This is a genomic window from Shewanella mytili, assembly GCF_046765975.1.
Classification (GTDB): Bacteria; Pseudomonadota; Gammaproteobacteria; order Enterobacterales; family Shewanellaceae; genus Shewanella; species Shewanella mytili.
Genome location: NZ_JBKOUD010000004.1, coordinates 86,481 through 99,985 on the forward strand (window position 1 = coordinate 86,481; position 13,505 = coordinate 99,985).

At 50.0% G+C, this 13,505-nt stretch carries 13 protein-coding genes; 8 read left to right on the forward strand and 5 right to left on the reverse strand.

The window, feature by feature from the left end; translation table 11 throughout:
* Positions 1–2: 2 nt before the first annotated feature.
* From ppnN to ACIDEJ_RS05980, 3 genes are read left to right on the forward strand one after another with little or no spacing between them, the layout of a single operon-like run.
* A complete protein-coding gene (gene ppnN / locus ACIDEJ_RS05970) occupies positions 3–1,358 on the forward strand; it encodes a nucleotide 5'-monophosphate nucleosidase PpnN (RefSeq protein WP_411987301.1) in 1,356 nt (451 codons plus the stop codon).
* On the forward strand, positions 1,355–2,137 hold the full coding sequence (gene xni, locus ACIDEJ_RS05975) for a flap endonuclease Xni (protein ID WP_411987170.1): 783 nt from the start codon (positions 1,355–1,357) through the stop codon (positions 2,135–2,137). The genes ppnN and xni overlap by 4 nt, the downstream gene beginning before the upstream one ends.
* Before the next feature lie 48 nt (positions 2,138–2,185).
* Complete coding sequence (locus ACIDEJ_RS05980) at positions 2,186–2,641, forward strand: DUF3192 domain-containing protein (RefSeq protein ID WP_411987171.1); 456 nt, start codon at positions 2,186–2,188, stop codon at positions 2,639–2,641.
* 253 nt (positions 2,642–2,894) lie between these two features.
* Here the strand turns inward: ACIDEJ_RS05980 and ACIDEJ_RS05985 are convergent, their stop codons facing one another.
* Entirely contained in the window at positions 2,895–5,738 is a 2,844-nt protein-coding gene (locus ACIDEJ_RS05985; protein WP_411987172.1) for a prolyl oligopeptidase family serine peptidase, read from the reverse strand.
* 246 nt (positions 5,739–5,984) lie between these two features.
* Here ACIDEJ_RS05985 and ACIDEJ_RS05990 point away from each other — a divergent pair, with 246 nt between their 5' ends.
* The 5 genes from ACIDEJ_RS05990 (at position 5,985) to ACIDEJ_RS06010 (ending at position 10,367) form a co-directional block, all read left to right on the forward strand.
* Positions 5,985–6,992: an isocitrate dehydrogenase gene (locus tag ACIDEJ_RS05990; RefSeq protein ID WP_411987173.1), complete on the forward strand. Its 1,008-nt coding sequence runs from the start codon at positions 5,985–5,987 to the stop codon at positions 6,990–6,992.
* A 363-nt stretch (positions 6,993–7,355) separates the two neighbouring features.
* Positions 7,356–8,483, forward strand: a complete 1,128-nt coding sequence (locus tag ACIDEJ_RS05995; protein ID WP_411987174.1) for a hypothetical protein — start codon at positions 7,356–7,358, stop codon at positions 8,481–8,483.
* Complete coding sequence (locus ACIDEJ_RS06000) at positions 8,473–9,027, forward strand: hypothetical protein (RefSeq protein WP_411987175.1); 555 nt, start codon at positions 8,473–8,475, stop codon at positions 9,025–9,027. The genes ACIDEJ_RS05995 and ACIDEJ_RS06000 overlap by 11 nt, the downstream gene beginning before the upstream one ends.
* Positions 9,028–9,154: 127 nt before the next feature.
* The gene (locus tag ACIDEJ_RS06005) at positions 9,155–9,862 is read left to right on the forward strand and encodes a hypothetical protein (protein ID WP_411987176.1); all 708 of its coding nucleotides are present in this window, start codon (positions 9,155–9,157) and stop codon (positions 9,860–9,862) included.
* Positions 9,863–10,025: 163 nt separating this feature from the next.
* Positions 10,026–10,367 (forward strand): hypothetical protein, encoded by a 342-nt coding sequence (locus ACIDEJ_RS06010; RefSeq protein WP_411987177.1) that lies wholly within the window; start codon positions 10,026–10,028, stop codon positions 10,365–10,367.
* Between the two features lie 70 nt (positions 10,368–10,437).
* On the opposite strand, the gene rlmM is transcribed toward ACIDEJ_RS06010, so the two are convergent.
* Genes rlmM through ACIDEJ_RS06030 form a run of 4 tightly spaced genes read right to left on the reverse strand, consistent with a single transcriptional unit; the run spans position 10,438 to position 13,501 of the window.
* Complete coding sequence (gene rlmM / locus ACIDEJ_RS06015; RefSeq protein ID WP_411987178.1) at positions 10,438–11,520, reverse strand: 23S rRNA (cytidine(2498)-2'-O)-methyltransferase RlmM; 1,083 nt, start codon at positions 11,518–11,520, stop codon at positions 10,438–10,440.
* 58 nt (positions 11,521–11,578) lie between these two features.
* Positions 11,579–11,962: a DUF423 domain-containing protein gene (locus ACIDEJ_RS06020; protein WP_411987179.1), complete on the reverse strand. Its 384-nt coding sequence runs from the start codon at positions 11,960–11,962 to the stop codon at positions 11,579–11,581.
* Entirely contained in the window at positions 11,959–12,609 is a 651-nt protein-coding gene (locus ACIDEJ_RS06025; protein WP_411987180.1) for an alpha/beta fold hydrolase, read from the reverse strand. The genes ACIDEJ_RS06020 and ACIDEJ_RS06025 overlap by 4 nt, the downstream gene beginning before the upstream one ends.
* Entirely contained in the window at positions 12,590–13,501 is a 912-nt protein-coding gene (locus tag ACIDEJ_RS06030; protein ID WP_411987181.1) for a transcriptional regulator GcvA, read from the reverse strand. The genes ACIDEJ_RS06025 and ACIDEJ_RS06030 overlap by 20 nt, the downstream gene beginning before the upstream one ends.
* Positions 13,502–13,505 lie beyond the last annotated feature (4 nt).

Below are 13,505 nucleotides of genomic sequence, written 5' to 3' on the forward strand. Positions count from 1 at the left end.
TGATGATTGTCAAAGTGAACCCCAGAGGCAGCATGGATCAGCTGTCCCAGTTAGAAGTAGATTTACTCAAGCAAAGTGCCCAAAGTGAGCTGTACCAGCTGTACCGCAACTGCTCCTTGGCAGTATTGGCATCCGGCTCAGACACCGATGATGCCAGGGCCTTGTTCAAACAGTTCGAAGATTTCGATATTGACGTGGTGCGCAGGGAGCGTGGGGTAAAACTGGAGTTGCACAATCCTCCGGCCTGCTCCTTTGTGGATGATCAAATCATTGTGGGCATACAGGAGCATCTGTTTGCCGTGTTGCGTGACATCATCTATGTCAGCAACAAATACAGCCATGTCACCCATCTGGATTTCACCAACTCCAACCACATCACCAATGTGGTGTTTGATATTCTGCGCAATTCCCGGGTGATATCGCCCATGCAGGAGCCCAACGTGGTGGTGTGCTGGGGCGGTCACAGCATCAGTGAATATGAGTACAAATACACCAAGTCCGTGGGGTATGAGTTGGGGCTGCGCAAACTGGACATCTGCACCGGTTGTGGCCCTGGCGCCATGAAAGGCCCCATGAAAGGCGCCGCCATTGGCCATGCCAAGCAGCGCATTCACGATGCCCGTTATATCGGCATTACCGAGCCGGGCATTATTGCCGCCGAGCCGCCAAACCAGATAGTCAATGAACTGGTCATCATGCCGGACATTGAAAAACGCCTGGAAGCGTTTGTACGCATGGGCCATGGCATTATCATCTTCCCGGGCGGCCCCGGCACGGCTGAAGAACTGCTGTATTTGCTGGGGATTTTACTCAACGAACAAAACCGGGAAATTCCCTTCCCGCTGGTGCTGGCAGGGCCCGCTGGCAGTGCGGCGTATTTCTCCGAGCTTGATGCCTTTATTGGTGCCACCTTGGGGCCAGACGCCCAGCGGCGTTATCAAATCATTATTGATGATCCGGCTGAAACCGCCCGGGTAATGCGCCGAGGGATGGAAGAGGTGAAAGCCTATCGCAAATATACCGGCGATGCTTACCAGTACCAATGGCGCCTTAAAATTGATGCCGACTTCCAGCTGCCTTTTGTGCCCACCCATGACAGCATGGAAAACCTCGATTTGCATTTCCAGCAGGACAAAGCCAAGCTGGCGGCCAATCTGCGCAAGGCGTTTTCCGGCATTGTGGCCGGCAATGTCAAAAAAGAGACCATACTCAGCATTGAGCAGCAAGGGCCCTTCTGCCTCAGTGGCGATCCCCAACTGATGTCAATGATTGACAAACTGCTCAACGCGTTTGTGGCCCAAGGAAGGATGAAATTGCCCGGCAGTACTTATGTGCCCTGCTACCGGGTCTGCCAATGAACCGCCTGTTGATTATTGACGGCATGAATCTGGTGCGCCGGCTGTATGCGGCGCAGCCGGATGAACAGGACCTTGCCGGGCTTGCCCAGCGCACCTTGAATGCTTGCCATAAATTATGCGCTTACCATCACCCGAGCCATCTGGCGATTGTGTGGGATGGCGAGCAGGAGTCCTGGCGCAAAAAGCTGTATGGCGACTACAAAAAAGGCCGCAAGCCCATGCCGCCGTTACTGGCCCAATACCTGCCGCAACTGAAGCAGGCATTGGCCACGGCGGGGATGCTATCGGTAAATGCCGACGCCGAGGCTGATGACGTGATTGCCACGCTGGCCTGCAAAGTGTGCCAACACGCCGGAGAGGCCATTATCGTCTCCACCGACAAAGGTTTTTTTCAGTTGCAGTTCAAAGGACTGCAACAATGGGATCACTTTGCCCAGCGCTGGATGGATGTGGCAAGCCTGGAGCAAAAACTGGGCATCAACCGCCAGCAACTGCTGGACTTCATCGCCCTGAGCGGCGACAGCGGCAACCGCATTCCGGGGATCCCCGGCATTGGCCCCAAATCCGCAGCAGAATTGCTCAAGAGTTTCCGCTCGCTGGCCAATATCTATCACGCTCTGGATACCCTGGGCCACAAACAGGCCGAAAAGCTGCGCAGCGGTTATGACATGGCGCGCCTGAGTTACCGCCTGGCCAAACTGCAAACGGATATGACCCTCAATCTCAACCTCAGTGATTACCGCTGGCAGCCCAAAGAGGCTACCGCTGAGCCGAGCTGAAATCACGCAACCACAAGATGTCCCGCCAACACAGACAAGGGAAAATAAATGAAAAGCAAAGTGCCCCTGATCATCGGTACCATTTTTCTGGCCTATTTGGCATTTGTGGCTGTGGTGGTGTTTTTTTATGAACCGGATCCGGCAGAGATGAGCTGGGAAGATCGCCAGCTGTACAACCAACAAAAACTCACCGAACTGACCCTGGGACAATCCGGCGAAAGCATTATTCATCTACTGGGGCGACCGGATTTCAGCGAAGCCAAAATCAGCCAGGGACAAGCCATTAACATCTTGTTTTACCGTACCCATCAAACCCAAGCCGATGGCATTACCACCCGGGATGAATGCACGCCGCTGCTGTTCAGCAATGACAAGCTCATCGGCTGGGGCGCAGACACCTACCAGCAATATCTGCAAATGGTGCCGCAATCTGCCCAAGCGTTGCGCCAGAGCGAGCCTGCCGCCCAAATGGCCACAACCGAGCCGGAACCCAAAAGTGAATAAAGGTGCATAAGGCAGCGCTCCCCTGCATCATCAGCCCTTGCCCTATGCCTCCGCAAGCATCAAGCCGCTGCATGGTCAGGGGACAATGTCACAACGTTTGATTCCGGCACTGCCACTGCACGTATTGGGCAAAATTGGCGTATAACCCCCATGAAAAAGGCGGCATTGACGCCGCCTCTTGAATTGTTTCAGTGATGTTCCGCCATGGCATCATAATGGGGGCAAATGCCCCCGGCCATTACGCCATTACGGGTTAATCATCCTTGGCCGCTTCCCGGTAGGCTTCCCCTTGTGTCATCCATTGGGGCGCTTTACGTCCTTTCAGGTAATGATCAAAAAACTGTTTCATCCTGATGCTGTAATCCAGCTTGTTGGGATACTTTTTCAGATGATGGGGTTCATCTTCATATTGCAGCATGATCACGTCCTTGCCGGCGCGGCGCATGGCCATGTACAGCTCAATCCCCTGCTGCCAGGGCACCGCATCATCACGGTCGCCAAACATGATTAACAATGGCGTCTGGATGCGCTCCACATAAAATACCGGTGAGTTTTCAATGTATTTCTGTGGTGCCTGCATCAGGCTTTCGCCAATGCGGCTCTGGCCGGTTTCATACTGGAACTGCCGTGCCAACCCGCTGCCCAGCCGAATGCCGCTATAGGCGCTGGTCATGTTGCTGACAGGCGCTCCGGCCACGGCCGCTTTAAACAGCCTTGTCTGGGTAATGTCAAACGCGGTTTGGTAGCCGCTCCAGGAGTGCCCCTGCAAGCCAATGGCATCCGCATCGGCAATGCCCATGTCAATGAGCTTTTGCACCCCAGCGGTCAGCGCTTTCACGGAACTGATCCCCGGATAGCCCACTTCAAAGCGGATATCCGGCAGGAAAATCACATAGTCATCGGCCGCGTACCAGGCAAAATTGGGCCGGTGGTTGATTTTCATGTCAGGGAAGGAGAACAGCCTGTCGCTCATGAATCGGTAGTAATACACCAATACGGGATAGCGCTTGCCCTTCTGGTAATGGGGCGGCTTGATTAAGGCGCCATCCATCACCCGGCCATCGCCGTCACGCCAGTGCACCAACTCGGCTTTGCCCCAGGGCAGCTGTTGGCGCTGCTTGTCCAGCGTGGTTTGTTGTTGTGCCTGTTGGGGCCTTAGGATATCGGCGGTATACAGGTCCGGATACAAATCGTAGCGCTGTTTGCTGAACACCATGGTGTGGTGCTTGTCTGCCCGTGCCAGCACTTTCAATTTGGCTGGCTGTTGCAACAACACTTGGGTGCCCGCCTTGCCGATTTCAGCCTGATAAAAGCCATCGGCTTTGGTGCGTTCACTAAAGCCCTGCAGCAATACGGCTTCGCCGTCTGTCACCGTGGCGGGAAACGCCCCGTCCGGTTGTGCCAGCGCTTCCATTCGATAACTGATTTGCTGCTTGCGCCCTTCACCGGCGGTCACCATGAAACCGTGATGGCTGGAGGTATCAAATTGCCAGATGTCGTATTTGTCGTAAACCAGAATGGCCGAGTCATCCGCCAGCCAGGGGCCAAAACCATAACCGGGGGCAGCTGAAGGATAATCATGATCTTCATCGGCAAAAGGCGTTTTTATGGCCGAGGTAAGCGGGTATTTACGGCCCTTTGCCACATCATAAAGATAAATCTTGCCTTGCTGGTACCACGCCAGATATTTGCCGTTGGGTGAATAGGTGGGCTTGCTGTTGCTGGGCTGCTGGGTAAGCAAACGGACTTTATGCCCGGTATTGATATCCACCAGATAAAAATCCCGGAAAAAACCTGCCCAGGTGATCATTTTCCGATAGGGAATATCAGAGCTTGCCAGTAAAAAGCGCTTGTGCTGGGAACGTGTCACATCAGGCACTTGGGTATCGGCCAACTGCACCACATTGCCGGAAGACAGATGCAGCACCGCAAGGTACGTGCGTTTAAGTTCACGGTCATACTGCTTGATTTCATTGGGTTTGATACGGGCATCATCACCGTGCCACACATTCAGGCCCCGTTGTCCGGTAATCACCTGCGTATCATACAAATCCGCTTCTTTGGTCACTTTGGGCACATGCCACTGCTGGCTTATCTGCGCCACCCGCCCGAAAAACAGCCGTTGTCCATCTACGGAAAAATTGAGCTTGCTGTAGCGATTCAGCCACCAGCCATCAGCACTTTTACCGCTGCCCAGCACCGGGGTGAATTTACCGCTATGCAGATTGTACAGCGCCAGCCGATAGGGACGCTCCGGTGCCACAATCGCCGCATCACCTGCGGTATAAGCCAGATGGGCGGCGTCACGGCTCAAGGTAACGGCGCCTATCTGCTCGGTTTTACTGCTGAACAATACCGCCTGATTGAAACTGTCCAGCCGCACTAGCTGCAACTGATGAAACCCACTGGCACTGTCATTTTGCGCCAGCGTCAAATAACGGCTGTCATGGGAAAAATCCCAATCGGTCACATGTTCAAAATCAAGCCGTTTCCCCGTAGCCAGATTAATCACCGCCAAACGGCGGCCAGCATCTTCCTTGGCGGTTTTGGGTGCGTCTTTTTCCGGTTTGGCAGCAGGCTCGGCGGTTGGCTGGCTTGAGGCATCAGTGGCATCGGCGTCCTCTTTTTTGCCCTCATCCTTATCAAACCACAAGGCCAAAAACTTGCCGTCTTCAGAAAACGCCCGGGATTCGACCCGCGCAAACTGCTGCACCTTGCCGCTGTGGTTATCCACCAGCAACAGTCCGGATTTCAGTTTCTTGCGGGCTTTGGGGCTGGCTTGTTCGTGGGCAAGCAAGGCAGGCTTTTGCAAAAACGTGGTATAGCGGCCGTCATGGCTCACCACCGGCGCAGAGCCGCCCGGCACCTGATGCAACTCACCGTCTGGCAGTTGCTTCACGTAACCCGAACTGTCGCCGCGATCAGGCGCAGTGGCATAGGCCAGCACCTTGCCTTGTGGGTCCAGCGTTTGCCCGGTAATGGACTGGAAGTGCATGATGTCTTCCAGTGTCAGTGCGTTTTTCGTCGGGGTTTGCGCCTGGGCCGTCAGCGACAGCCCGGCAACCAGCAGCAATGAAGCGAGAGCGGAAAATTTCACGGCTATCCTCTTACTCGGCATGCCGACGCCGTTGATTTGGGTCAACGCAAACCAAGTTATCGACATGTGAAAATTTTGTCATGTTAGCCTACCGAAAAAGGCTGGGGATTGCTCATTAATTTCCTGTAAAAAATGTTTAAAAGTGTTTAGAATAAAGGCGATCTATATCACACATTTTCATGGCATTAACCGTGTTTGACATGCGGTTGTACATTTTCTATATGCTAACCCGTGCAAGGATTCTCCATGTCAAAAAGAACCATAACCGTGATCCCCGGTGACGGGATCGGTCCAAGTATTATTGATTCCGCAATACAGATTTTAGAAAAAGCAGGCTGCGATTTTGAGTACGAGTTTGCCGATGCCGGCTTGGCCGCGCTGGATAAATATGGCGAGCTGCTTCCACAAAAAACACTTGATTTGATTGAAAAAAATCGCATCACGCTGAAAGGGCCATTAACCACACCCGTAGGTGAAGGCTTTACCTCCATCAACGTGACCCTGCGTAAAAAATTCGGCTTGTATGCCAACGTGCGTCCGGTGCACTCCATCAAGGGCACCCAGGCACGCTACAACAATATCGACATCATCACCGTGCGTGAAAACACCGAAGGGATGTATTCCGGCTACGGCCAGAAAGTGTCCGACGACGGCTTAACGGCAGAGGCCACCAGCGTAATCACCCGCCAGGGTGCCGAGCACATCACCACCTTTGCCTATGAGTTGGCCCGTAAGGAAAAACGCAAGAAAGTCACTATCGTGCACAAAGCCAACATCATGAAATCCACCTCCGGGTTATTTCTGAAAACCGCCCGGGAAATTGCCCAGCGTTATCCAGACATCACCACAGAAGAGATGATTGTGGATGCCACCTGCATGAAGCTGGTGATGAATCCGGAAAACTTTGACGTGATAGTGACCACTAACCTGTTTGGCGACATTTTGTCAGACCTGTGTGCAGGCCTGGTCGGTGGACTGGGCATGGCGCCCGGGGCCAACATCGGCAAGAATACCGCCATTTTTGAAGCGGTGCATGGCAGTGCTCCCGATATTGCCGGCAAAAACCTGGCCAACCCCACCTCCGTCATCCTGGCATCCGTGCAGATGCTGGAATATCTGGGCATGGCAGACAAAGCCGCCAAAATCCGCAATGCGGTATTAGCCGTGATTGCCGATGGCGATCGCACCACCCGCGATTTGGGCGGTAGCCACGGCACCACCGACTTCACCCAAGCGGTGCTGGAACGCCTGTAAGACTGTGCCTGCCACCGTTAAAAAGTAAGTGAAAGCCTTTTACTTGCAATTCGCTGGCAAGGCACTAACGCGTACACACCTGCATGGCAGTGTGTACGCTTTTTTTATCCCTGAATGGTAGTAAGCTGGCGCACTTGCGCATTCCACGCCCCATGCCTTGTGATAAACGGCTCATCAGCCCGCACCTGATACGGGATGACAATGGGTAGGCAAAGCATTGGCTGACATGAGGGCGATGAACAAGGCGGCTTTCAGTAAAGCCCTTGTATCCATGTGCATGCGCACTAATATAATGTTAGGCAGTAACCGTAAGTTCAGCATTAATTATGAGTAGGTTAGTAGTTAATTTAAATAAGGAAAATCATGAATAAGGGGTCAATTAGTTTTTTTGAAGTTAAGCAGTGTGGTTTTTATTCTACCAAAGATCATAAATCTGTTTATGAAGAAGGAACTATGGAAGAAATCATTAATAGTTTTTGTGAGTGGGTTAAAGGTCGTGATTTCAGCCAAACTATACCTTGGGATAGTACAGCACATCCTAGAAGAACACAGATATATTGTAAAAGCATTGCACAAGATGCCGAAACTAAAGATACTTTACTTGTTTTGTGGCGAAGATTTGGGGACGATAGTGGGAAAGTCAGTGGTATTGCACCAGACGCAAAAGTTGGTTTAGATACGAGTGACTCAATAAAAATAGATCCAAAAGTTAAGGGGCAAAGTGCCTTCTTGGGGCAACCAATGTATTATTGGTTTATCCCTCGTAGAAATGTTATCGCAACTGTCAATTTCCCACACTCATCAGCCATGACAAAGGATGTATGCGATTATATCAAACGTTGTTTGGATTACAGAATTTCCCACCCTAGGAAAAAAATTAACGAAACTGAAAGTGTTAACCCTAATAATGGCAAAGCTATTATTAGAAAATATATTACTTATATGAGTGAGGATAATACTAGAACTATGCGTTCTAAGTTTCACGTAAGTATTAAAGAGTTAAACACGGATAAAGCGAATGCTGCTCGATTAGCTAAACGTATTAGTCATATTGTTGTTAGGGATACGATTTCCACACAGAAAAGTGATAATAAAGACTCTCTTTTTAACCTTTGGTCAAAAGTTAAAGGTAAAAAAACGTTTAGTAAACATGTTGAAATAATTGAAGAAGTTACACTTTCCGAATCAGAAGTGTCAGAAATTATTAAAGTTCATAATAAAGAATATAATCCTTTGGATAGGTGGAATAATATTGGTTTTAGAGAGTCAGGAAATGACACCACTCGGTGGTTCAACAAATATGTAAGTCGAGAACATATAAAATTAGAGCCACTGGCTGAAAATCATACATATTATTCAGCAGATGTTGTTCTAAAAGAATTAATAAATCAACGGGATGAATTATTAATTCAAATTCCTAACGATGTGGCTAAAATTGAAGGTGATGATATAAGAGATGAATGTGATGTGGGAGAGGAACATGTTGCTTAACTCACATCGAAAAGAAGTATTAAAAGCATTTTTTATTTTCCTAAAAAGTAGATTGCTTCCCCATTCTTTATATATTGTCATTAGTCTAGTTATTGGTTATTGTCTAGTTGGTCACATATCATTAGTAGATTTACGACCAATTATGAGTACTCTACAAAATATAGCAGCAGCAGTATTTACTCTAGCTGGAATTTGGATTGCTTATTCTTATCCGCAGGCTATTTCAGCATATACTTCACCAAGCACTGTTAGTGTTATACCTACAGATGAAACTAAGAGAATAGAAAATTTAGTTTTAATTGTATTAACATCTGCATTTGTAATATCTTCATTGTTGTTTTTTAATGTTTTCTATTTGTTAGTTTATAAATCAGATTTAATTGCAAATTATCGGCATCTTCTTAAAATTGTAGGTATTTCGTCTGTTTTTTATCTAGCTTTCTTACAATTAAAAGCAATTTTTATTGTTATGGTTACTAATATATCATTTGTGAATGAATTGCATGCTAAGAAAACAGAAAAAGATGCGAATGATGACCTTTAGGAATTAGTGAAAAACTGCCTAACAATGCGCAGCAATTGACAAAATATATGTCACGAATTTTGCTTCGCAAAATGTAGTGCCAAATATTTTGCAACTGTGCTTAGCGTTATCCATATAAGGAGCTACGGTGAGTAGAACGATATTTTTCTTCGTAAAAGTATTTAATAAGAAAGAACATGCTGAAGATTTCATAAAAGGAAAATTATTCTCAAATAGGCTTTCTTTTTTTAGAAAATATGAAGAAAACGAATCAGCTAATCGTGGTGATAAACACGAAGGTGTCGTCGGCTGGTATCAACCAGATCAAATACAGCTAGAAATCAATGGCAGAGTCATTACGGATCTTGCTGGTCCTGTAATGACTCAGATGAATTGGCATGAACACCTAAATATTTTTTGTGTTTATGCAGCTCATAGTGGTGAGTTTGATGAAATTTCTGAAGAAACAATAAAAGACTTTAAGAAACAAATCTCTATTCCTGAAGAATGTGAGAATCTTGGCGAGTACGCTGTCATAGTCACCAATGTAACTCAATTTATTGAGCGAGTTAAAGCAGCAGTAAGTTCCAATAATTATGGGTTTAATGCTGGGTTGGTTGAGTATTACGACCCTACTAGCTTCAATGGCTCTTTCTCAGAAGTTGAATCTATTTTTAGAAAGCGAGATGAATACAAGCACCAAAAAGAATATAGATTTTCTTTTGATACAGGTGTTGCAGGAAATGATCCCCTGATATTAAACATTGGTGACATTAGTGATATTACGATGCAGTGTAAAGTGTCCGACATTAATGCACAATTGGAAGTAAAACTGCCGAGTGATGAAAATGCATAACAAACGTAATCACACAGGTAAAAATCCACCTGCATAGCAGATGTCAGGCATTAGTAGTCAAAAGGATTACCCACCTATCAGATTGCAGCATGAGGACTTGATCTCACCCCAATGACCCCCCAAGATAAAACCGTGAGGTAAGCAGTCACTATCAGGAGGGCGTGTGTTTAAAAGCGGTCTTGCCAGTCTCAGGGGCAACAAACAAACACTACTTGAACAGGAAATTGCCAAAGAACAATCCGCCGCATTGGGCAAAGCCGGTGAGCGCCTAAAAGCCGCCCTTGAGGGGTATAACGCCGATAAGGCCGCCCGGTTTCAGCAACACTCCCAAGCCTGGCATCATCAGCAACTGACCGATGCGGTATATAACCTGATGCTTACCCGGGAGTTTCTGGGTTTTGTAGACAGCAATCTGGAATGGATTTGCCAGCAATACCAATTGCCCCGCGCGGTATTGCAGCAGTTTGCCTCGGATGCCCAACTGGCCCGCTTGTCCCACGAGTAACCCCCTGGGACTGATTGGCAGGCCACAACGGCTTACGCCAACACCATAATGAATGCTGGTGCCCGAGATGTTACTGGTGCTGTCCGGCCCGCAAGCACAAATGCACGGTCACTTCATCCCGGTCATGATAAAGGTGCTTGCAACGCAGCTGATAGTGACGAAAGCCGTGTTGTTGCAAGACTTCAGCCATCCGCTGCAAAATGGTGGTCACTTCTTTATAGCGGCTTTTCATGGGCAGTTTCAGGTTGAAAATCGCCTCTTCAAACCAGCCATTGATGGCCCACTGCTCCATTAACCGGGCAACCCGAGACGGTTGTTCCACCATGTCGCACACCAGCCAGTAGATGTTTTTGCGCTTTGGTTCAAAGCGAAATCCGTCTTCCCGGTAGTGGGTTACCTGCCCGGTTTCCATCAGGCTGTCGGCCATGGGCCCGTTATCCACTGCGGCCACAAACATGCCGCGGCGCACCAGCTGATAGGTCCAGCCCCCGGGGCAAGCGCCTAAATCCACCGCATTCATGCCGCTGTGCAGCCGGCTTGGCTGCTGATCCGGGGTAATGAAATGGTTAAAGGCTTCATCCAGTTTGAGGGTGGAGCGGCTGGGGGCACTGGCAGGAAACTTCAGCCGGGGAATGCCCATAAAGAATGGTGAGCTGTTATGGCTGTAGGAATAGCCGGCATAGGCATTACCCGCTGCGGGAAAACAGACATGCACAATGGGCCTGCGGGGGTTTTCCGTAGCCAGCAAACTGCCCTGGCGCTTCAATGCCGCCCGCAGCGGCACCGTGAATTTGCGGCAAAAGGTGAGTAATTCCTTGGCCTGATTGGTATCCGGTGTTTCCACCCGCAATTCACCGGCTTTTTCGATGGTCGACAGCGCCTGACACAAAGGCGACACCCGGTCATCGGTTGGCAAATCACTCAAACGCTCACCGCAAACAAACATCTGCCGGGCAAAAATCAGTGTGTCCAGGGGTAATTCACGGGCCAGCTTGTCTGCATCGCCGGGGGTAAAACACTGGAAAACCACGTAGGCGTCGTTGGCCGCTGCCTTGACAAATCCCGCCACTTCAAGCTCTGCGGCGCGATCCTGTATTTCAGCGGCACACTCTTTTTCGTAACCTGCACGACAGAACAAAAACAGATTGTTCATGAATAATCCCGTAACCAGCCTTTTCGGCAAAAGGCGCTAGTATACCAGAACTGTGCGCTTACAGATCTTCTGTGCGATGACGCCACATGGAAGCGGCCAGCAATGCCCATCCCAGCAGGAAGCAAAAGCCCCCGAACGGAGTGATCATCCCCAGCACTTTAACGCCCAGTAAGGCGTAAAGATAAAGGGAGCCGGAAAACAGCACAATGCCCGCAATAAACAGCCAGGCGGCCCAATCCAGCAAGGGGGATTTAACCCATTGCCCTGCCAGGGCAATCGCGATTAAGGCAAAGGTATGATAAAACTGGTATTCCACCCCGATATCGAAAATGGCGATAAGGTCCGGCGGGGTCACCGTTTTCAATCCGTGCGCGGCAAACGCTCCCAGGGTAACGGCCATAAAACCGCTGATAGCAGCCAACATAAACAGGCCTTTTTTCATATCCAACTCCTGATAAATGACAGCGATCCATCGATCACTGATGAGAGATTGTCATCCAGTGATACCCTAGCACTTTTTCTTGGCTTAAAGCTGTGGTCACCGTCGCAGACTATATGCACCTGCACGCCGGGAGGCAAAGGCCATTGCTGTAATTGCTGCCGATTGCCAAAACTGTCACGTTCACCCTGAAAAATGGCTACCGGCAAGCTGCAGTCCACCAACGGTTGTAAACGCGGCTCGTTTTTACCCCGGGGCAAAAACGGGTAACCCAAGCAGATGACGCCACGCACCACCTCGGGCAAGGGGTCAGTGGCCAGCATCAGCGCCATGCGCCCGCCCATGGACTTGCCCATCAAAAACAGCTGCTGTGGCTGAAACCGGGCAATCACCTGTTGTAACTGTTGCTTAAAATCCGCAATCAATGCCGGCGCTCTATCCGGTGGTCGGCGTTTGCCATCCAGCTGGCGTTTTTGCATGTAGGGGAAATTGAAACGCACCACGGTAACATCGGCGCTGGCCATGCCGGCAGCAACGGCCGCCATAAAGGCGTGATCCATATCGGCACCGGCACCGTGGGCAAACAGAACAAGGGTATTGGCGGCTGTGGGGCTTTTGTCAACGCGCCAATTATCCGGGTAGCAGCTCACTGCGGGACTCCTCGGCAAACATGTCCAGCATCCACTCCCTAAATGCCACAATCTTGCCAAGCTCGGCATGTTTTTGCTGACACACCAGATAATAGGCATCCTTGCTGACCAGCACTTCCTGGAACGGGCAAATCAGGCGCCCGGCCAGAATTTCCGGGCGTGCCAGCACACTGTACCCCAGCGCAACCCCCTGACCGTGGGCCGCGGCCTGCAATACCAGTGACGAGTGGCTGAAGATGGGGCCCTGATTGACGTTGATATCGGTTACGCCGCACTGGCGAAACCAGGCCTGCCAGTCATGACGGCTCATGTCATGCAGCAGGGTGTGAAATTTCAAGTCAGCGGGCTTGCTTAACGGTTTGGGGCCATTGAGCAACATGGGGGAACATACCGGGATCAACACTTCATTGCGCAGTTTGTCGGCACGCAATCCCGGCCAATTGCCCTGTCCGTAATAGATGGCCACATCCACGTCATCCGCCAGCGAGTCGGTGGCACTGTCCACCGCCTTGATGCGCACATCGATATCCGGATTTTTTTCACTGAATTTGGCAAGCCTGGGCACCAGCCACTGAATGGCAAAACTGGGCGGCATGCTTACCGTCAAGGAACCAATGGCGCTACGGGCCAGCAACCGGTCGGTGGCATCGGCCAGTTGCCCGAAAATATCCTTGATATCAAGGAAATAGCTTTGCCCTTCTTCGGTTAACAGCAAGGAGCGGTTTTTGCGGCGAAACAGTTTCAGCCCCAAAAAGTCTTCTAATGCTTTTATCTGATGGCTGACAGCCGCCTGTGTCACAAACAGTTCTTCTGCCGCACGGGTAAAACTCAAGTGGCGGGCAGCTGCTTCAAACGCTTTCACGGCATTCAGCGGAGGAAGTCGCTTTGACATGAGC